The sequence below is a fragment of the Muriicola sp. SD30 genome (assembly GCF_041205185.1).
Taxonomy (GTDB): Bacteria; Bacteroidota; Bacteroidia; order Flavobacteriales; family Flavobacteriaceae; genus Muriicola.
In genome coordinates, this window is record NZ_JBGEWB010000002.1 from 442,943 (window position 1) to 462,008 (window position 19,066).

Genomic DNA, 19,066 nt, shown 5'->3' on the forward strand with positions numbered 1-19,066 from the left:
AATTTAATCAGTATCGGAGAGGGATAAAATAATTTTCTGCGTTTTGGAGATTATGGATTCCACTTCCTCGGTTTTGCCCTTAATGGTAAACTCAAAGGAATCCATGGTATATGTTTCTCTTTTGACTTGTCTTTTTAGCAAAAAGCCTAACTCAATGGGTTCTTCCGGGGTATTATCTCTAAATAAGTCCCTTATCTCAACCCAGTCTATTTCCTGTAATTCTTCAACGGAGTCCACTGAAAAATGAAGGGCGTTTACCGAAATATCAGTCTGTCCGGAAAATGGCATATCCCGCTGAGCACTGACTTGAGAAATAATTAAGAAAAGGAGAAAAAGGAGGAGGAGTTTGATTTTCATTTGGAATAGAGTTTCCCTAAAAATAGACATTTCTGGAAAACCTGAGTATTTTATAAATTACCAAATAAGACCTTAGGGATTCTTATTAAAAAATTCGAGTAATTTATTCCAATTCTCTTCAAACCAGCTTGTGCTAAGTTTCAGTTCATTTTTGGACAAGCAGTCTCTGGTGTCTTCATAGCCTTTCTGAATAAGGCCTTCAATCTGACTGGTATCTGCTCTTCCAAATGCCGATAGATTCGGTTTGATAAGGAGATCGGCATGTTCGGTTTGTAACGCAGCCGCCTGCTGCATAATAAAATGAAAGCTGTTTAAGAGTACATCGAGGATATTTGCTGGATCCTCGTAGGCATGCTTGGCATTGAGGTCTACTCCAATCACATAATCGGCCCCGATATTACGAAGCGTTTTAATAGGTACGTTTTCCACGATCCCGCCATCGAGAAGCATCCTCCCATCGAGTTGAACAGGCTTGAACAGCCCGGGAATACAAGTACTTGCCATCACGGCCTCAGCAACAGAGCCTTTTCTCAGTACCACTTTTTCTCCACTTCCCGCATCGGTAGTTATTATAGCCAGGGGGATCTGCGCATCTTCTATATTCTTGTTCCCTATATTTTCTGTAATCAGAGCTCCAAACTTATCATTAGACAGTAGACTGTACCTCGATAAGGAGATGCTGCTTATGTCCATCCATTTTAATTCTGAAGCAATATCCCTGATTTCATCCCAGGATTTTCCAAAAGCGTACAGGGCAGCCACAAAGGCCCCAATACTAGTTCCGGTTACAAAGCTAATCTCAAGGTTATTTTCCTTGAGCGCCTTCAAAACCCCAATATGCGCCGCACCTAGTACGGCACCTCCTCCGAGTGCCAGGCCTATTTTCTTCATTTTTCCGGGAGTTTTATATATTTCATTAGCAAGATAGAAATTTACCTTTTCTTTTTTCGAAATCCTTGCTGATGTCCCCCGCCTCTTTTCTTATTCCGGTTGGCAAAGAACTCTTGTTTCCTTCGCTGTTTTTCTTTTTCCGCTTCTTTTTTTTCGGCGGCATTCATGGGGCGATCTGTCTGAGGGAAGGGATGATCCGAGACTAATTCGATCTTTTGCCTGGTGAGTTTTTCAATATCGGAGATATAGGCATTTTCTTCCGGTTCGCATATGGAAATGGAAATTCCTTCTTCCCCTGCCCGACCACATCGTCCTATACGGTGAACATAGGTCTCGGGTTCATTGGGAATATCATAATTGATTACATGACGGAGTTTGTCGATGTCGATTCCCCTTGCAGCTATATCTGTGGCAACCAACACTCTTTTCCTCCCTTCCTTAAATTCCTTTAAGGCTTTTTGGCGTTGATTCTGCGACTTGTTCCCGTGGATAGCCGTAGCCTCAATCCGATTTTTGTGAAGGTTTCGTACGATCTTATCCGCCCCGTGTTTGGTGCGTGAAAATAAGAGCACTTGTTCCAGTTCCGGATCTTTGAGAATGTGGAACAAAAGATCTTTTTTATCTGCCTTGTTGGTAGTGTATAAATATTGCTGGATGGTCTCTGCCGTTGAAGAAACCGGACTTACAGCTACTTTCTTTGGGTTTCTTAGGATTTCGTGTGACAGTTTAACAATGCTCTTAGGCATGGTAGCCGAAAAGAAGAGTGACTGCCTTTCCTTTGGGAGTTTGGCTATAATTTTTTTAATGTCATGGATAAAGCCCATATCGAGCATTCTGTCAGCCTCATCGAGAACAAAGTATTTTATATGGTCCAGGGTGATAAAACCCTGATTCATCAGGTCTAATAAACGACCCGGAGTGGCTACCAAAATATCGATGCCGTTGCGCAATGCGTTGGTTTGAGACCCTTGGGAGACCCCTCCAAATATGACTGTATTTCTCAAAGGAGTGTACTTTCCGTATTCGGTAAAGCTTTCTGCAATCTGAATGGCGAGTTCACGTGTAGGGGTCACAACCAGGGCCTGCACTTTTCTTTTTCCTTTGCGGTTTTGAGGTTGGTTGGCTAAATGCTGGAGGATAGGTATAGCAAATGCAGCGGTTTTCCCGGTTCCGGTCTGCGCACTTCCGATAACATCTTCCTTGTTCAGAACAAGGGGTATGGCTTTGGCCTGTATATCTGTAGGCACAATGTAATCAATATCCCTGAGGGCTTTTTTGATAGGGGGGATCAATTTGAGGTCTTCGAAGGTCATATATTTTATTTCAGGCCGCAAAAGTACCACTAATTGGGCCGGCAGCGAAGGGAAAGCCAGAAGAACTATGTCTGCTTAGATCAAAAAGCAGCACTGAAGAATATGATTCTGCAAGATTAGTCTCATTATTTTATTCTTATATTGAAGCAAAATAATATCCATATGAGAAATCTTCTTTGGCTTGTTGCTGTGATTTGTATAGTCGTTTGGTTGCTGGGATTGTTGGGCATCGTGGAGGGTCTTGCTACCGGGAACCTAATCCATATATTATTGGTAATTGCGATCATTACCATTTTATACAACCTAATTTCAGGGCGTAAGCCGATGTAAAATAGATCCTATGAAAAGAATTATTGGCATCCTTCTTTTACTCCTGGCAGTATATCTGGGGTATACGGGTATTACTTCCTTCTCCGAAAGCACCTCTTCTGTTGATGTACTGGGAGTGGAATTAAAGGCTGAAGACAAGCAACAAAAGAACACATCTTATCTTTATCTCGGCTTTGCCGTTATAGCTGCAATAGGAGGCATTGTACTTGCCAAGTCGGACAGCAAATAGGAAATAAGCAGTTTTCTCAGAGCAGGATAATAAGCAAGAGAATAATGATCAGGGCTCCGGCAGAAATATAAATTCCATTGCCGGTAGTGCGCAACTGTGTTTTGATTGCTCTAACTTCTTTGCGCAATGCCTTTTTCTCAGCCCGTTTTAAATCTGATTTATCCATTGCCTTAATTTCTTCAAGTCGGTCAAGCATTACTCTAACTTCGGCAGGAATTTCGGTAGGTTCCGGAGCTGGTTCTTTTTTGGCCGCCAATACCGGGGTACTTACACTAAGGGACAAAAACAAGAGCAGAGTAATAAAAATGGCTTTCTTCATGATTTAAACTTTATGGGTTATACGTTTAATATACTTAATCTATCTAAGGAAATTTAATAATAGCTATTTTTTATTAAATACAAGGGAGTATCAAAATAACATCTTCTAATTTTCCTTTATTCCTTCAAACGTATTCCCGTCGTTGTTGATCCAGAGCATTTTATCAACGGAACCTGTTTCGTCTTTTTTAAAATCGATATAGGCATAGAGTGTCCGATTGAAGAAACGGCCGTCCTCAAGCGGTACCAGTTCAGAATATCCACCTTCATTGGCTCTGGCCTGCATACTTCCATCTATAAATTCCACATAGACTTTAAAATTAGGACCGAAGGCGTAGGTTCCCAGGTAAGGTATTGGAATAATTTTCCTACCAGTTTTAGGAAGTGCGGTTTTAGCCCTGCTTTTGTATTCCTTACCAAAAACAATAGCTGCTATATCACTCCTGAAAAAGTCGGCCACCCCCGTTTGTATATTCCCCAGAATAACGATAGAAACATCAGAATCCCTGTAGTGCAGATAATCAGCGATATATCCATTGACCCTGCCATCGTGACCAAAAACCTGTTGCTCATATGAGGTGTAAACCGATATTCCCAAACCGTAATTATTGCCATAATCCTTCAGGAATTTATTATAGGAAGACACTTCAAGTAAGGACTTTTCATTGATAGAATTGATCCAGAGTTGTATATCTTCTACTGTGCTGTAAAGGGAACCCCCTCCTTTTAGGATTTCGGGTGCCAGATATGGAGTTATTTTCAGATCGCTATAGCCCAGGGCATCATATCCTACAGCGAGATTCGGAACAACAGCATTGCCCTTGGCATGACCCGTATTCTTCATTTCAAGTGGGTCGAAGAGATGCTTTTTCAAAAATTCCTGATAGGACATTTCACTTGTGCGCTCGATGATCTCAGCCAGCACAGCATAGCCTCCGTTGGAATACTGGTAACGAGTACCAGGTTCAAATTCGAGTTCAGCACTTAATACCATACCGGCAATATCAGAGATTGTTGTATTCCTGGAGGAAAGCGCATTAAAATCCGGGATATTATAGATGTCAGTTATCCCTGATTGATGGGTCAGGAGGTGTTCCAGACTAATCTTTTCTGCCTTGGGGATCTCGGGGAAAAATCGGGACAGCATATCAGAGGTCTTTAATTTCCCTTGTTGTTCCAGGATCAAAATCGCTGCAGCAGTAAATTGTTTGGATACGGAGCCAATTCTGAATTTGGTCTGAAGCTTATTGGGAACATCAAATGAAAGATTGGACTTGCCAAAGCATCCGCTGTAAAGCGTAGTACCTTCTTTGGCGATAAGGATACAGCCACTGAAATCACCTGTTTTAACAGAAGACTGGGCGTAGCGTTCAATTTGCAGATTTATGTCCTGGCCTTTGAGTATTCCGGTCAGTAGAATTGCAATTATAGTCAGCTTGATTTTCATTTATTTTTGATTTGATTGATGAATAGTCTAAAAGGGTTTTAGTTTATCATTTCGGAGGAAGGCTCATCACGTAATCAAAACTTTCATTAAGCAGATTAACCAGATGGTCAGGATCTTTCAGCATATCTGCGGTTATCAGAATGTAGCCGTGCATTATAGAATTGTATGATTTAAACAGGCTGGTGTTGTACTTTTCCAGGTATTTCTTCTGTACCTCTTTGGAGAATCGTATCCCTAGTTCCCCGGCCTTGTTAAAAAGCGAGAACATATGACCATTGGCTGAGGTGTAAGGCATGGTCTTCCCTTTTCGCTGAAAACGAGGACACTTAGCTACTAGTTCGTCATATATCTTTAATTGCTCTTCCCACATCCTTGAAAATTTGTATTAAAATACAAAAAAAGTACCCTTATCTTCTGGGATAGAAGCATAAGGGTACAACTATATTTTATGTAGGATTAAAGCGTACGCAGGTATTCAGCAAGATCCCGGGCTTCTTCCTGGGTAAGGTTTTGGTTGAGCATGATGGCATTGTTATACTCTTTCAGAAGGGCCATGGCAATGGGGTCCTCTCGCAGCATGCCATCGGGGTTTAACATCATATTCATCACCCATTCCGGGCTGCGCCTTTCGTAAACTCCGGCCAGGGCAGGACCGATCATTCTTTGTTCAGCCAAATGACAGGCCGTACAAATGGCATTGTATTTAGCTTCTCCCCGTGCTGCCATCTCCTGATCGATCTCATCCGGGAATGTAAGTTCGGTTATCGGACCAATCCCTTTATTGTCCATATCCACCGGGACACCTTCAGACTTGGTTTCCACGCTGGTGGTCGACTTTGTCCTATTCATTTCAAAGCCTTCTTTTTTCTCTTCTTTTTTCTCGCCGCAACTCAGTGCAAAAAAGCCCAGTACAGTTGCCAGTAGTATTTTTTTCATCGGTTTTATTTTTTTACTTCACTAAGATAAGAAATTAGGCTCTACATAGATTTGCTCGAAGAACTTTAGTGCTCTTTTTTCTGTATAGGCAATATTTTGAGCATCGTAAAAGCCCACGTGTCCACCGTAATCTGGCACTTCCAGATAAATATTTTCATTGGCCTCAGCCTGTTTATAAGGATAGCATTCCGGCCCGAGAAATGAATCATTCCGGGCGTTGATTATTAGTGTCTTTATCTTGATATTATGCAGGAATTGTAAAGAACTGCAGCGCGCATAATAATCCAGAGCATCTGTAAAACCGTGGGCCCTGCTTGTATAGATATCATCAAAGTCTTTAAGGGTCTTTATCTTTTGGATTTCGTGGTCTGGCAAGAGCTCAGGGAATTGAGGTTGCTTCGCTTTGAGTTTTGCCACCAGGTGTTTCCTGAACCTCCGGGCATAGGGAATGTTCTTCCATCCCATCAACGCCTTAAGAGAACTGTAGAGATCAACGGGCGCTGAAACCGCCATGATAGCTTTCAGGGAGGGAGGAAGCTCTCTGCCTTCCCCTGCGTATTTCAATACCATATTCCCGCCCAAACTAATGCCTTTGATGTAAAGTTCTGAATACGCTTTGCTTCCCAAAATATGTTTAACAACCGCATCAAGATCTTCTGTCGCCCCTGAATGGTATGAACGATAAAGTCGATTTGACTCCCCACTACAGCCACGAAAATTTACGGCACAACAGTCGTACCCGGCCTGATTAAGGTGTTTGGCACTCCCTGTGATATAAGGTCTTTGGCCATGGCCTTCCAAACCGTGAAGCAGGATCACTACTTTCCCGGAAGTCTTATCAGCGTAGCTCCAGTCGAGATCCATAAAATCCCCATCTGCAAGTTCCAGGCGTTCTCGTTCCTGATCAAAGTCGTCAATTTTTCGAAAAAGGCCATAATATACTGTTGAAACATGGCCGTTCCTGAAGAGCAGGGGAGGGGAGTAGTCTGAGGGAATAACTGCCATTAATATAAAATATGATCCTTTGGAAGAATTGGGTCTGGCAAGTCTTTTTCATCCAACATATCCCGCAAATCAATTTCAATTGTCCGGCAGAGTGCCGTCATTGGGACATCATTGATACGGCCATCAAAAGGATCTTCACTATTATCCCCAATACTTTCCATACTAACAAATATCCATGAGATTAGAACGGAAAAAGGAATCATCAGAAATTGATACCATTCTCTGGAGCCGGCCATGCTATCATCACCAAAAATATTTGGCAGACCGAAGGGTAGAAGAAGTACAAAAATCCAGGTAAATATTTTTGAAAAATATCCGTACTGTCTGGGAAAAGGCGTGTTCTTAATCCTTTCACATTTACCTTGCAGATTATAAAATTCTTCAAGCACCGATTGTAGCTGGTCTTCCTGAAATCCGTCAATTACCCCCTTTTTTTTGAGTTGAATTAATTGTTTCGCCTGGTTTTTTACCAGATGAGTCGCAGGATTCACTCTGTTGCCTAGATCTTCAAACTCGTTTTTGCTTACATAACCGCTGGCTTCGTTGCAGGAGGGATTTCGTTCTCCATGTTTGTCATGTAATCTTTCTACAGAGGAATTTGCCTTTATCGACCATGCTTTGGGTTGTCTTAGTTGAACCCTCAATGCGTTAATCCAGGCAATATGCCTGTATATCATTTCACGCTGTATTTTTTGGTTGTATTGTAAATCTTCAGACTGAATAAAACTAATTACCTGTAGTGCCCATGTTCTGCTGTAGTTAACAATACCTCCCCATATCTTTCGACCCTCCCAGAAACGATCATAACTCTGGCTGTTTTTGAATCCAATATAAAAAGCCACTGCTATGCCGATGACTGACAAAGGCTGGAAAGGAATATCAATAAAATCGAACCAAAGAAAATGATAGGCATAAAAAATGACTGCAGCGTAAAGGGTAAAAAAGATGAGATTTTTCCACGCAAAACGAAGAATTAATCCCCATCCTATGTTTCTTTTTACATACATCTATATTTACGCTTTAGGGTAAGTATTTAAAAGTTCAGCCTGATCTTGAACAGCGTCTTTAAATTCATTTTTGAGATGTTCTACCAATTCAGCAACAGGCAGAACATCTTCAACTGTAGTTACTCCCTGCCCTGCAGACCAGATCGTCTTCCATGCTTTGGCTTCTGTGTCGAGTTCTTTCCCAAAATCGATCTTCCGGTCTTTTTTAAGGTCCTCCTCTGAAATCCCTGCAGCTTTAAGGCTTGCCCCCAGGAAATTGGCATGCACTCCCGAGATGGCTGCCGTATAAACCACATCACTGGCCCCAGCCTCAATGATCATTTTCCGGTATTCCTCCGGAGCCTTACTCTCAGTAGTATTGATAAAACGGGTACCCATATAGGCAAGGTCTGCCCCCATCTGCATAGCCGACGCGATGTCGCGACCTGTAGAAATGCATCCTGAAAGGATGATGGTTTTGTCAAAGAATTTTTTAATCTCGGCAACCAGCGACATTGGGTTGATGGTACCGGCGTGTCCGCCTGCTCCGGCTGCTACAAGTATTAGTCCGTCTACCCCGGCTTCAGCTGCCTTTTCGGCATGACGCTTTTTAATGATATCGTGGAAAACAAGTCCGCCGTAACTGTGTACTGCGTCTACGACTTGTGACACAGCTCCCAGCGAAGTGATAATAATTGGCACCTTATGTTTGATACAGAGTTTTAAGTCGGCCTCCAGTCTTGGATTTGTAGGATGTACAATGAGGTTTACCCCAAATGGAGCCGCTTTTTTGCCACTCTGCTTTTCATACTCGGCCAAAGCCCCTTTAATTTCTATGAGCCATTCTTCAAAGCCTTCACTGCTCCTTTGATTAAGGGCAGGAAAGGTGCCTATGATCCCACTTTTACAACACTCTATGACGAGTTTAGGCCCTGAAATCAAGAACATGGGAGCGGCAATGGCAGGGAGGGATAGCGATTTTATAAAGTCGGGTTTTGAGCTCATTTTTTAAGTTTAAGGGCTAAAAATAGGGATTAATTTTTTTGTATAGCATCCTGTAGAAAGAGAAAACAATGGTATTTTTGGCGCTTTAATAAATAGAAAGATGACCTATTTTAAGGAATTTGAAGTGCGATGGAGCGACCTTGATGCCAATCGCCATATGGCCAATAGTGCGTATACCAATTTTATGAGTCATACCCGGATGGCGTTCCTTATGGAGATGGGATTTGATCATAAAACCCTGATCGAGCATCAGATAGGTCCGGTTGTGTTTTACGAGCATATGTATTACTTCAGGGAGGTTTTTCCCGGTAAACCGATAAAAGTATCCCTTGAGGTTGCCGGGATGAGCAAAGACGGAATGTTCTTTGAATTCCATCATAATTTCTATACTGCAGATGGGAAAAACGTTGCTCATTGTGAAATGATGGGAGCCTGGATAAGCCTGGAAACGCGAAAACTAATCGGACTTAATGGTGAACTCCTCAATAAATTCCTCGAATTTGAAAGGGCCGATAATTTCAGGATACTTACCAAAGAAGACACTCGAAAATTTAAGAAGACACCGAAGGATCTGGTTTAGGTTTTTTACTGACCAGATAAACGCCAAGGCATACCAGGAGCGCCGCAATGATCTTTACAGGACTCAGTTCATCTTTACCACTAAAAACGGCAAAAACAATTCCAACCAGGGGTTGAACATATATAAAGGCGCTCACGGTTGAGGCTTTGAGCTGGGTTAGAGCATAGGCGTTAAAGAGATAGGTGCAAAAGGTAGTACCTAATACCACAAAAGCGATTTTCCAAAGTGCCTCGCCCGGAAGTGTACTCCATGAAATTTCGAGGAATTCAGGCAGCGCTATGGGGAGGTTAAGGAAGATACCAATCAGAAAGAGCCATTTCATCAGCGTAAACGGATGGTATTTTGTGATAAGTTTCTTAGCCAGGATCAGGTAAAGGGCAAAAAAGAGCGCATTGACTAAAAACAAACTGTTTCCAAGGGGAATATTGGGAGCGTCCTGTCTAACTTCCTGTCCGTAGATGATGAGTCCTATTGCCCCTACCAGGCCAATTATGATGCCTATTCCCTTGAGTAACCTGATTCGTTCCTGAATCAGAAAGGCAGACAGTACAACAACAATTATTGGAGTGGTTGTTACCAGGACTGAACTGTTGATCGGAGTAGACAGATCAAGGCCCTTAAAAAATGCCAGCATATTGATGGCCATACCAAACATAGCGCACAGTATGAGTCGGCCCCAATCTCTTTTCTCAATCTTTTCCTTAGGACCTAAAAAAGAAATAGCCCAAAAGAGGGCTGTCGCACCCAGAACCCGTATCATGATAAACCCAAAGGGCTTTACATAGTCGGGCATGACTCCTTTGGCGATGGTATGGTTCAGGCCGTAAATTGTAGTTGCACCCAGTGCTGCCAGTATGGCCAGGGTTCTTTTGGTCAAGGGTGGAGGGTTTCTCTGGCCGCAGCCACGGTTTTTTTTGCATTACCGATAAAGATCTTCTCTCCGACAAGCAAAACGGGTCGCTTCAGGAACGTATAATGTTCTAATAGAAGATCCCGATACTCTTTTTCGGACAGATTTCTGTTATTAAGACCTCTTTCCTTGTACATTCTTGCGCGCTTGCTAAAGAGGGCTTCGTAACTGCCGGCAAGGGTCTTTAGTTCTTTAAGTTGGCTCTCACTAATTGGATTTGACTTGATATCCTGCAGGGTAATTTCCTGAGGTAACTCGAGTTCCCTGATGATTCTTTTGCAGGTGTCACAGGTGCTGAGGTAATATAGAACTCCTTTCATCTTCAATATCTTTTAGTGCTTGGAGAATATCCTGCTGCAAAGAAACCTATTTATGGTCAAAATCTATACTTTTATCAAAACGAAGTCATGGAAAAACTATTCGATATAACAGAAAAACTTCATGAGATATATCACAAGGTGCTTTTGAATACTCCGGAAGATCAACTTTTTGCGATTCCTTCATCACATAATAATAACTTGTTCTGGAATATCGCGCACGTAGTGGTAACCGAGCAGTTACTCATTTATAAGTTGAGTGGATTGACGCCCAGATTGGACGGGGATTTGATAAAAAAATATAGCAAGGGTACCTTCCCTGAAAAAAGCGTGACAAAAGGAGAAATAGAAAAGGTTGCAGACGGTTTATTGAATGCCCCGGGGTGGATCAGGGACGACTATAAAAAAGGAATCTTTAAAGAGTTTAATCCCTATACAACAAGTGCGCAGGTCACTCTCAATAAGGTGGAGGACGCCATTAGCTTTAACCTGGTACATTTGGGTATCCATTACGGTACTATCCGAAGTATTCAGAAACTGATATCTTCTCCAGCTTAGCTTACAGTTTCATTGCCGGGGTCACAAATTTCTTCGCCTCTTTAAATGGGATAAGTAATTGTATCTGTCCGTCGGCATAGGAAGCCACTTCGTACTGGTTGTACAGGAGTAAAATACCTTTTGGGGTCAGGCCGATATTTTCGGGAAGGTAGAAAGTGTCGAGTTCGAACATAAATCCGGTACTGTTGATAGGGGCTTCTGTGGGAATTTTTTCCTGTTCCCGAAATTTGTCTTCCGCATAAGCGCGAAAGGCAAGAAGGTCGCTGAAAAGTTCTCTGGTATCAATTTTCTCTCCTTTTTCAATATCGAAATTCAGAAAGTTGGTGGCTGAGTACCCATGGGCACCTCCTGTAAAAAGATAGGAGTCCATACGTATAGAGAGGACACGCCTGTTCTCAAAAGAGACTTCTGCATTTATCCTTGCTTCCCAGGGTACTGTTTCATCGGGATACACTTCTTTTAGTTCCGAATACCCAAGATTAAATGAATTTACAGCCTCATTCAGGTTGGTCACTTCAAGGCTATCTGCGAAAGTGAGTAGTTCGATGATCTCTTCCTGTATCCCTGTGTTTACAGTTCTGCCCAGCTTCGTATCTTCCAGGATACGCGGGTACTGTATTGTAATCTCCGGACAATTGTCACAGGGGGCATTGGTATATACCACCGGTTCCATTACCAGGGTTGATTCTTCCTCACATGAAATAAAAATCGGAAATAAGAATAAGATAAAGAGGGCTTTAAAAAACTTCATTAGGTTATGTTCTTTTGGTGTTACAAATCTACATTTTAATCCATTCAGTGCCATTTGTTCATAGTGTGTATTTCATAAAAAAAAGGATTCGTTAAATACGGGGCAGAACAATACCTTTGTAGCTTGATTCCATTATTATGAGCAAGAAAACCTTGAAATTCAATAGTAAGACTATACACGGAGGACAGCAACCCGATGAGGCATATGGTGCGGTTATGCCCCCTATTTATCAAACTTCAACCTACGCACAGACCACTCCGGGAGGGCACAGGGGATACGAATATTCACGAAGTGCAAACCCTACGAGAACAGCTCTGGAACAATCCCTGGCCAGCATTGAGAATGGCAGCTACGGTCTGGCTTTTGCGAGCGGTCTGTCGGCCATAGATGCAGTAATCAAATTACTTTCCCCGGGAGATGAAGTGATATCTACCAATGATCTCTACGGAGGAAGCTATCGTTTGTTTAAACAGGTCTTCGAGAAATATGGGATCACTTTTCATTTTGTTGGCATGACCGATCTGGGCAAGGTGGCCGAAAAGATCAATTCCAATACAAAATTGCTATGGGTAGAAACTCCAACCAACCCCATGATGAATATCATCGATATTAAGGGCGCCGTGGAGTTGGCCAAAGCACACGATCTTTTACTTGCAGTAGACAATACCTTTGCCACGCCTTATTTGCAAAGACCCCTGGAACTAGGAGCAGACATCGTAATGCATTCTGCTACCAAATACTTGGGGGGCCACAGTGATGTAGTTGTAGGAGCATTGGTTGTCAGAGATAAAGAGTTGGCTGATAAGCTCTATTTTATTCAAAATGCCAGCGGTGCTGTATGTGGGCCTATGGATAGTTTTTTAGTCTTAAGAGGGATTAAGACTCTTCATGTAAGAATGCAAAGGCACTGTGAAAATGGAAAAGCAATCGCTCACTATCTCAGCAAGCATCCGAAAATTGAGAAGGTATACTGGCCGGGGTTCGAAGAGCATCCCAACCACAATATCGCCAGAGAGCAAATGCACGACTACGGGGGGATGATCTCCTTTATTCCCAAAGGCAGTTCCTTTAAAGATGCAGTTAAGATTGTAGAAAAATTTCAGGTATTTACCCTGGCCGAATCCCTCGGTGGAGTAGAGAGTCTTGCTGGACATCCGGCCAGTATGACGCATGCGAGTATCCCCAAGCAGGAAAGGGAAAAAAGTGGTGTAGTTGATGCCCTTATACGATTGAGTGTGGGTATTGAGGATGCCGATGACCTTATCGCAGATCTTGAACAGGCAATTGGCTGATGCATTTATCAAATAGTTAAAAAAAAGACCTTATAATTATTCAAATAATATAATTTTGCCGCTATATTGTCAATCTATTAATAGCCAATAAATAGCAAAAACCTATGGATGCAAAAATCAAAGCCTTTATGGATGAGGTTAAAGGGAGAAATGGTCATGAACCCGAATTTATCCAGGCAGTACAGGAAGTAGCAGAAACAGTAATCCCATACATTGCCGAACACGAAATTTACAGCGGAAAGAATATTCTTTTGCGCATGGTTGAGCCAGAGCGTTTACTTTCTTTCCGGGTTGCATGGGTTGATGATGATGGCGAAATACACGTAAACCGCGGATACCGGATTCAGATGAATTCTGCCATCGGACCTTATAAAGGCGGATTGCGGTTTCACCCTACGGTAAATGCCAGCATCCTGAAGTTCCTTGCATTTGAACAGGTTTTTAAAAACAGTTTAACTACCCTGCCCATGGGGGGTGGAAAAGGGGGGTCCGACTTTGACCCTAAAGGTAAGTCGGATGACGAAGTGATGCGGTTCTGCCACTCCTTTATGACCGAGCTTTGCAGGCATATAGGACCCAATACCGATGTTCCTGCCGGAGATATAGGGGTAGGTGCAAGGGAGATTGGATTCCTGTTTGGGATGTACAAAAAAATTAAGAACGAATTTACGGGAGTACTGACAGGAAAAGGACTTTCCTGGGGAGGCTCCAAGATCAGGCCTGAAGCTACTGGTTATGGAACGGTTTACTTTGCCCAAAGTATGTTAAAGACCAGAGGTGAGGGGATTGAAGGAAAGAATGTGGTTATCTCCGGATCGGGTAATGTTGCTCAGTTTGCAGCTGAAAAAGTATTACAATTAGGTGGAAAAGTTATTACCCTTTCCGATTCAGGTGGGTATATTTATGACAAGGATGGTATTACGGAAGAAAAGCTAGAATGGGTAATGGACCTGAAAAATAACAAAAGAGGTCGTATTTCTGAATATGTCGATAAATTCAAATCGGCTACCTATCACAAGGGAGAAACCCCATGGGGAGTGCCCTGTGATATTGCCCTGCCATGTGCCACCCAGAATGAACTGGATGGTGAAGGTGCCAAAACACTCATCAAGAATGGATGTATTTGTGTAGCCGAAGGCGCCAATATGCCTTCGATGCCCGACGCTATTCATGCTTTCCATGAAAATAAGATCCTTTTCGCACCCGGGAAGGCCTCAAATGCAGGGGGAGTGGCTACATCTGGCCTCGAAATGTCGCAGAATTCCCTGAGAATCAGCTGGACAAGGGAAGAAGTTGATGAGCGACTAAAAGGGATTATGGAGGACATTCACGACTCCTGTATTGAATACGGGAAAGAAGAAGATGGATACTGCAACTATGTTAAAGGTGCAAACATCGCTGGCTTTGTGAAAGTAGCTGATGCCATGTTGGCCCAGGGTGTGATTTAATACTCCCATAACAAAATGAAACAGCCCCCCGGGATTCTCTCAGGGGGCTTTTTTGTACTTTAGACGTAAGCTTTTTTCCATGCGAGTAACAACCAGGGCCATTGTGCTCTCAACAATAAAATACGGTGATTCCAGCCTGATCGTAAAGATGTTTACAGAATCGGACGGTTTAAAGACATATCTGCTTAAAGGGGTATTGGGGTCGAAAAAGGGGAAATTGAAATCGGCCTATTTCCTGCCTCTTACGCAATTGGAAATTGTAGCTGTTCACAGGAACAAGGGGAGTATGGAAAGGCTACAGGAAGTCAAAATTATCTACCCCTACCAGTCATTACACTCTGATGTTGTTAAAAATGCTCTTGCCTTTTTCCTGGCAGAAATGATGGGGAACAGTATTTATGAGGAAGAAAAGAATGAGGGCCTATTTCAATTCCTTGAAGCCGCTTTCCAATGGGCAGACCACCATGAGCAGATCGGCAATTTTCACCTGTACTTTCTTTTGGAGGTAAGTAAGTATCTGGGTTTCTATCCTGATATTTCAGATCCGGGATCAGACTATTTCGACCTGCAGGACGGTCGGTTCGTTTTACAGCCCTCCCTGAACCCTCTTCTCACAGGGCGCGAATTATCTCTCTTTCAGGCATTCTTAGGCACAAATTTTGATGCTATCCATACGATCAGGATCAAGAAGGAAGAGAGGCAGGCTTTATTGCAAAAAATAGTCCTCTATTTTGAATTACATTTGCACGGTTTTAGAAAACCCAAATCACTAGAGGTTTTAAACGAAGTTTTTAAGTAAGCATGCGCCTAATACTAAGTATTGGTTTTTTCTTTATGCTATTCTGCGCACAGGCGCAGAAGATAACTGTGGTAGACGGGGAGACGAAAAATCCACTGGTAAATGCCCTTTTATACAATGCCGATAAGAGTAAAACATTGATAACCGATATTGACGGAATCTGTGACCTATCCGCTTTTAAGGGATCTGAAAGATTTACCATAAGTCATATCGGCTATGAAATCAGGACGGCAACAAAAAATCAGATTCTTCGAAGGGGGAATGAGATAGCATTGATACCCAAGACAGAACAGTTAGACGCTGTGGTAATGTCGATTTCCAAATGGGAGCAACAGAAGAAGGATATCCCTCAAAAAATCGCATCCATAAGCGCCAGAGATATCGCATTTACCAATCCGCAAACCTCGGCAGATCTATTGCAAAACAGCGGACAGGTATTTGTGCAGAAGAGTCAGCTTGGTGGAGGGAGCCCAATGATCAGGGGATTTGCTACCAACCGCTTAGTCCTTTCTGTTGATGGTGTTCGGATGAATAATGCTATTTTCAGGGGAGGAAATATTCAGAATGTTATCTCGATAGACCCCTTTACCATCAAGAACACTGAAGTCGTTTTTGGTCCGGGGTCCGTTATCTACGGAAGTGATGCCATCGGAGGCGTGATGAACTTTTATACCCTGCAACCTCATCTGCCCCGACTCGATACTCTTGTGGTTACCAGAAACGTCGATCTGCGATACGCAACTGCCAACAATGAGAATACGCTGCACGGAGACGTTAATGTAGCCTCAAAAAAATGGGCTTCCCTCAGCAGTATAACCTATAACCGTTTTGACGATCTTAGGATGGGATCTCATGGTCCTGAAAGATACCTGAGAGATCGTTTTGTACAACGTCAAAACGGAACAGATGTTCTGGTAGATAATACTAAGCCGAAGAGACAACTTCCAACAGGCTATGATCAAATAAACTTGTTGCAAAAAATTGCATTCAGGCCAGATTCGGACTGGCAGTACGATCTGGGACTGTACTATTCAGAAACATCGGATTATTCACGTTATGACCGCCTTATCAGGCCCGATACTGAGGGTTCCGGACTTCGTTCTGCAGAGTGGTATTACGGGCCTCAAAAGTGGTTTATGGGGAATTTGCAGCTGTACAAAAAAGGGAATAGTAAGTTTTATGACGGACTTAAGTTAACTACAGCTTATCAGTTCTTTGAGGAGAGTCGGAATGATCGTGATTTTCAGGATCCCATTTTAAACCGAACCAGGGAAAAGGTAGATGCAATTTCTTTCAACCTCGATTTTGAAAACAAGAGGATAGGTGATCTGAGGTTGTATTACGGGGGTGAATACATTTACAACAGGGTAGGTTCAACGGGAAGCCAGTTAAATATTGAAACACAGCAGGAGGAGGAAGCTCCTTCCCGATATCCCGACGGATCGAGCTGGCAAACCCTGGCAGGATATGTCAATGCCGAATATAAGGCCCAGCCCAATCTCACACTATTATCCGGACTGAGATACAGCCATGTCTGGATCAATGCCGAATTTGACACTACTTTCTACCCTTTTCCCTTTACAACTGCTAAGCTAGACAATGGCGCATTAACGGGAAGTCTTGGTTTGAGCTGGTTTCCAAATCAGTCGCTCCAAATTACCCTAAACGGCTCTACCGGCTTCAGGGCCCCGAACATTGATGATATCGGGAAAGTCTTTGATTCAGAGCCGGGCTCGGTGGTTGTTCCCAATCCAGAACTGGAACCAGAATACGCCTACAATGTAGATTTTGGGATCAAAAAGAACTTTAAAAACAAAGCCGTCTTGCGAGCCGCTACTTTTTATACGTATCTGGTCGATGCTCTGGTACGCCGCGATTATACCTTTAATGGGCAGCGTGAAATACTTTACAATGGGGAACTGAGTAATGTACAAGCCATACAGAATGCAGCAAAAGCCTATGTCTACGGTTTTGAGTTCGGAGGCGAAGTCTACCTGAATAATGAAATGCAGCTTACCTCTAACCTTACCATTACCAAGGGAACAGAAGAGGACGATAGCGGAGAGGACTCGGCAGCCAGGCATGCAGCTCCCACTTTCGGGGACTTCCATTTTATCTGGACAAAAACAAGACTCAAGACCGATCTCTTCCTTAACTTTAATGGGGAAATACGCTATGAGGATTTGGCGCTGACTGAGCGCAGTAAAGACTACATTTACGATCTGGATGACAACGGAAATCCGTATTCTCCTTCATGGTATACCCTAAACGTAAGGTCGCAGTATCAGATCAGCGATGCTTTAAATGCCTCTTTGTCCCTTGAAAATCTAACCGATCAGAGATACAGAACCTATTCTTCAGGAATATCGGCCCCTGGTATAAATCTGATCCTGGCATTGGGCTATACATTTTAACATATTTCTTCCCCTCCAAGATTAACATTTAGTTGCCTCAGCAAGTGATCTCTCTCAGCCTCTGGCAATCAGGCAGATAGAGTAAAAAACCTTTCGAAACCCCCATGTTTATTACAGTTTTAAAGTTTGACCTTAAACGAACTTTAACAAATATTAACAATTTTTTAAGGGGGTAAAGTGCGTAGATATTGTTGTATGGATGAACAACAAACCCAAATTAAATTTAAGTATTATGAGACATTTATTTAAATCGTCAATTTTATTACTAGCAACAATTTTTTTAACTCAATCCTGCAGCAAGGATGACAACGAAGGGGATATGTCAGGAGAAACCTACAATACCACCTTTAAGGTTACCGATGCACCTATAGACAATGCCAACATAGAGGGCGTATTTGTTACGATTACTGATGTAAGAGTAGATGGGAATTCCCTCGAAGGCTTTAACGCTACAACGGTAAACCTCGCTGCTCTGGTTAATGGCCAGACAGCCACTTTGGGGAATCTCGACCTTGCAGCCAGATCCTATTCAAATCTTGAACTATTTTTAGATTATGAGACCGATGCTGACGGGAACTCGCCCGGATGCTATGTAGCCCTTGCTAATGGAGAGAAAGACAAGCTAACGGCTACTGCGAATAAAATATCGGTGAACGATGCTTTTGAGGTCTTTGCCAATACCTCTAATGAAGTGATCTTAGATTTTGACCTGAGGAAAACCATCAAAGAAGAGCAGGGAACCATGGGATCTGATTTTGAATTCGTTTCCATGTCTGAATTAACAGCCGGGATCAGAACGGTAAATGAGGAAACTACCGGAGAGATTTCAGGAACTGCAAATGATGCTGAAAATACCTCAGACAGAATCGTGGTTTACGCTTATGAAAAGGGGACTTTCAATGCCGAAACTGAAACTAGTGGGCAGGGGGAAAGTAATGTTACCTTTAAAAATGCGGTAACCAGTTCCGTAGTGAATAATACTACCGGATCGTATACGCTCAGTTTCCTTGAGGAAGGTGAGTACGAGTTGGTATTTGTATCCTATACAAAGGACGGTAACGTTTTCTACTTCAATGCATTGTTGGAGGCAGAATCGACAACCGGACTAAATTTAGGTGCTATCAGTGTAAGTTCAGCTCTGCAGATCAGTGCCAATGTAACGATTACCGGCACAATATAA

General features: G+C 42.7%; 22 protein-coding genes. 9 read left to right on the top strand and 13 right to left on the bottom strand.

Annotated features, from left to right (window positions below; all coding sequences use genetic code 11):
* Window positions 1-3: 3 nt before the first annotated feature.
* The 3 genes from AB8P51_RS07060 to AB8P51_RS07070 all read right to left on the bottom strand — a co-directional run bounded on the left by AB8P51_RS07060 (window position 4) and on the right by AB8P51_RS07070 (window position 2,561).
* The gene (locus AB8P51_RS07060) at window positions 4-357 is read right to left on the bottom strand and encodes a hypothetical protein (protein WP_369748087.1); all 354 of its coding nucleotides are present in this window, start codon (window positions 355-357) and stop codon (window positions 4-6) included.
* 72 nt (window positions 358-429) lie between these two features.
* Window positions 430-1,248: a patatin-like phospholipase family protein gene (locus tag AB8P51_RS07065; RefSeq protein WP_369748088.1), complete on the bottom strand. Its 819-nt coding sequence runs from the start codon at window positions 1,246-1,248 to the stop codon at window positions 430-432.
* Window positions 1,249-1,289: 41 nt separating this feature from the next.
* A complete protein-coding gene (locus AB8P51_RS07070; protein WP_369748089.1) occupies window positions 1,290-2,561 on the bottom strand; it encodes a DEAD/DEAH box helicase in 1,272 nt (423 codons plus the stop codon).
* A gap of 162 nt (window positions 2,562-2,723) precedes the next feature.
* On the opposite strand from AB8P51_RS07070, the gene AB8P51_RS07075 reads away from it, so the two are divergent.
* On the top strand, window positions 2,724-2,891 hold the full coding sequence (locus AB8P51_RS07075; RefSeq protein ID WP_369748090.1) for a lmo0937 family membrane protein: 168 nt from the start codon (window positions 2,724-2,726) through the stop codon (window positions 2,889-2,891).
* Window positions 2,892-2,901: 10 nt separating this feature from the next.
* On the top strand, window positions 2,902-3,120 hold the full coding sequence (locus AB8P51_RS07080) for a hypothetical protein (RefSeq protein ID WP_129606244.1): 219 nt from the start codon (window positions 2,902-2,904) through the stop codon (window positions 3,118-3,120).
* Window positions 3,121-3,136: 16 nt separating this feature from the next.
* Here AB8P51_RS07080 and AB8P51_RS07085 read toward each other — a convergent pair whose 3' ends face one another.
* From AB8P51_RS07085 to AB8P51_RS07115, 7 genes are all read right to left on the bottom strand, one after another.
* Window positions 3,137-3,439, bottom strand: coding sequence for a hypothetical protein (locus tag AB8P51_RS07085; RefSeq protein WP_369748091.1), 303 nt, complete (start codon window positions 3,437-3,439; stop codon window positions 3,137-3,139).
* 105 nt (window positions 3,440-3,544) lie between these two features.
* Entirely contained in the window at window positions 3,545-4,885 is a 1,341-nt protein-coding gene (locus AB8P51_RS07090; RefSeq protein ID WP_369748092.1) for a serine hydrolase domain-containing protein, read from the bottom strand.
* Window positions 4,886-4,931: 46 nt separating this feature from the next.
* Window positions 4,932-5,255, bottom strand: coding sequence for a hypothetical protein (locus AB8P51_RS07095; protein ID WP_369748093.1), 324 nt, complete (start codon window positions 5,253-5,255; stop codon window positions 4,932-4,934).
* Between the two features lie 86 nt (window positions 5,256-5,341).
* The gene (locus AB8P51_RS07100) at window positions 5,342-5,821 is read right to left on the bottom strand and encodes a c-type cytochrome (protein ID WP_369748094.1); all 480 of its coding nucleotides are present in this window, start codon (window positions 5,819-5,821) and stop codon (window positions 5,342-5,344) included.
* A gap of 21 nt (window positions 5,822-5,842) precedes the next feature.
* Complete coding sequence (locus AB8P51_RS07105) at window positions 5,843-6,826, bottom strand: YheT family hydrolase (RefSeq protein WP_369748095.1); 984 nt, start codon at window positions 6,824-6,826, stop codon at window positions 5,843-5,845.
* Window positions 6,826-7,833 (bottom strand): bestrophin family protein, encoded by a 1,008-nt coding sequence (locus AB8P51_RS07110; protein ID WP_369748096.1) that lies wholly within the window; start codon window positions 7,831-7,833, stop codon window positions 6,826-6,828. Before AB8P51_RS07110 ends, AB8P51_RS07105 begins: the two co-directional genes overlap by 1 nt.
* Window positions 7,834-7,839: 6 nt before the next feature.
* On the bottom strand, window positions 7,840-8,817 hold the full coding sequence (locus tag AB8P51_RS07115) for an NAD(P)H-dependent flavin oxidoreductase (protein WP_369748098.1): 978 nt from the start codon (window positions 8,815-8,817) through the stop codon (window positions 7,840-7,842).
* A 100-nt stretch (window positions 8,818-8,917) separates the two neighbouring features.
* Between AB8P51_RS07115 and AB8P51_RS07120 the strand changes: the two genes are divergently transcribed.
* Window positions 8,918-9,397 (top strand): acyl-CoA thioesterase, encoded by a 480-nt coding sequence (locus AB8P51_RS07120; RefSeq protein WP_369748099.1) that lies wholly within the window; start codon window positions 8,918-8,920, stop codon window positions 9,395-9,397.
* Here the strand turns inward: AB8P51_RS07120 and AB8P51_RS07125 are convergent.
* On the bottom strand, window positions 9,369-10,274 hold the full coding sequence (locus tag AB8P51_RS07125) for a DMT family transporter (protein WP_369748100.1): 906 nt from the start codon (window positions 10,272-10,274) through the stop codon (window positions 9,369-9,371). The genes AB8P51_RS07120 and AB8P51_RS07125 overlap by 29 nt on opposite strands.
* Window positions 10,271-10,627: an arsenate reductase family protein gene (locus AB8P51_RS07130; RefSeq protein WP_369748101.1), complete on the bottom strand. Its 357-nt coding sequence runs from the start codon at window positions 10,625-10,627 to the stop codon at window positions 10,271-10,273. The genes AB8P51_RS07125 and AB8P51_RS07130 overlap by 4 nt, the downstream gene beginning before the upstream one ends.
* A gap of 87 nt (window positions 10,628-10,714) precedes the next feature.
* On the opposite strand from AB8P51_RS07130, the gene AB8P51_RS07135 reads away from it, so the two are divergent.
* On the top strand, window positions 10,715-11,182 hold the full coding sequence (locus tag AB8P51_RS07135) for a DinB family protein (protein ID WP_369748102.1): 468 nt from the start codon (window positions 10,715-10,717) through the stop codon (window positions 11,180-11,182).
* 1 nt (window position 11,183) lies between these two features.
* Here AB8P51_RS07135 and AB8P51_RS07140 read toward each other — a convergent pair whose 3' ends face one another.
* Window positions 11,184-11,933 carry a DUF3298 and DUF4163 domain-containing protein gene (locus AB8P51_RS07140; RefSeq protein ID WP_369748103.1) on the bottom strand — a complete coding sequence of 250 codons (750 nt, stop codon included), beginning with the start codon at window positions 11,931-11,933 and terminating at the stop codon, window positions 11,184-11,186.
* A gap of 137 nt (window positions 11,934-12,070) precedes the next feature.
* On the opposite strand from AB8P51_RS07140, the gene AB8P51_RS07145 reads away from it, so the two are divergent.
* The 5 genes from AB8P51_RS07145 to AB8P51_RS07165 all read left to right on the top strand — a co-directional run bounded on the left by AB8P51_RS07145 (window position 12,071) and on the right by AB8P51_RS07165 (window position 19,066).
* Window positions 12,071-13,225 (top strand): cystathionine gamma-synthase, encoded by a 1,155-nt coding sequence (locus AB8P51_RS07145; RefSeq protein ID WP_369748104.1) that lies wholly within the window; start codon window positions 12,071-12,073, stop codon window positions 13,223-13,225.
* 104 nt (window positions 13,226-13,329) lie between these two features.
* Entirely contained in the window at window positions 13,330-14,673 is a 1,344-nt protein-coding gene (gdhA, locus tag AB8P51_RS07150) for an NADP-specific glutamate dehydrogenase (RefSeq protein ID WP_369748105.1), read from the top strand.
* 79 nt (window positions 14,674-14,752) lie between these two features.
* Window positions 14,753-15,472, top strand: a complete 720-nt coding sequence (gene recO / locus AB8P51_RS07155; RefSeq protein WP_369748106.1) for a DNA repair protein RecO — start codon at window positions 14,753-14,755, stop codon at window positions 15,470-15,472.
* A gap of 2 nt (window positions 15,473-15,474) precedes the next feature.
* Window positions 15,475-17,886 (top strand): TonB-dependent receptor domain-containing protein, encoded by a 2,412-nt coding sequence (locus AB8P51_RS07160; protein WP_369748107.1) that lies wholly within the window; start codon window positions 15,475-15,477, stop codon window positions 17,884-17,886.
* A 232-nt stretch (window positions 17,887-18,118) separates the two neighbouring features.
* Window positions 18,119-19,066 (top strand): DUF4382 domain-containing protein, encoded by a 948-nt coding sequence (locus AB8P51_RS07165; RefSeq protein WP_369748108.1) that lies wholly within the window; start codon window positions 18,119-18,121, stop codon window positions 19,064-19,066.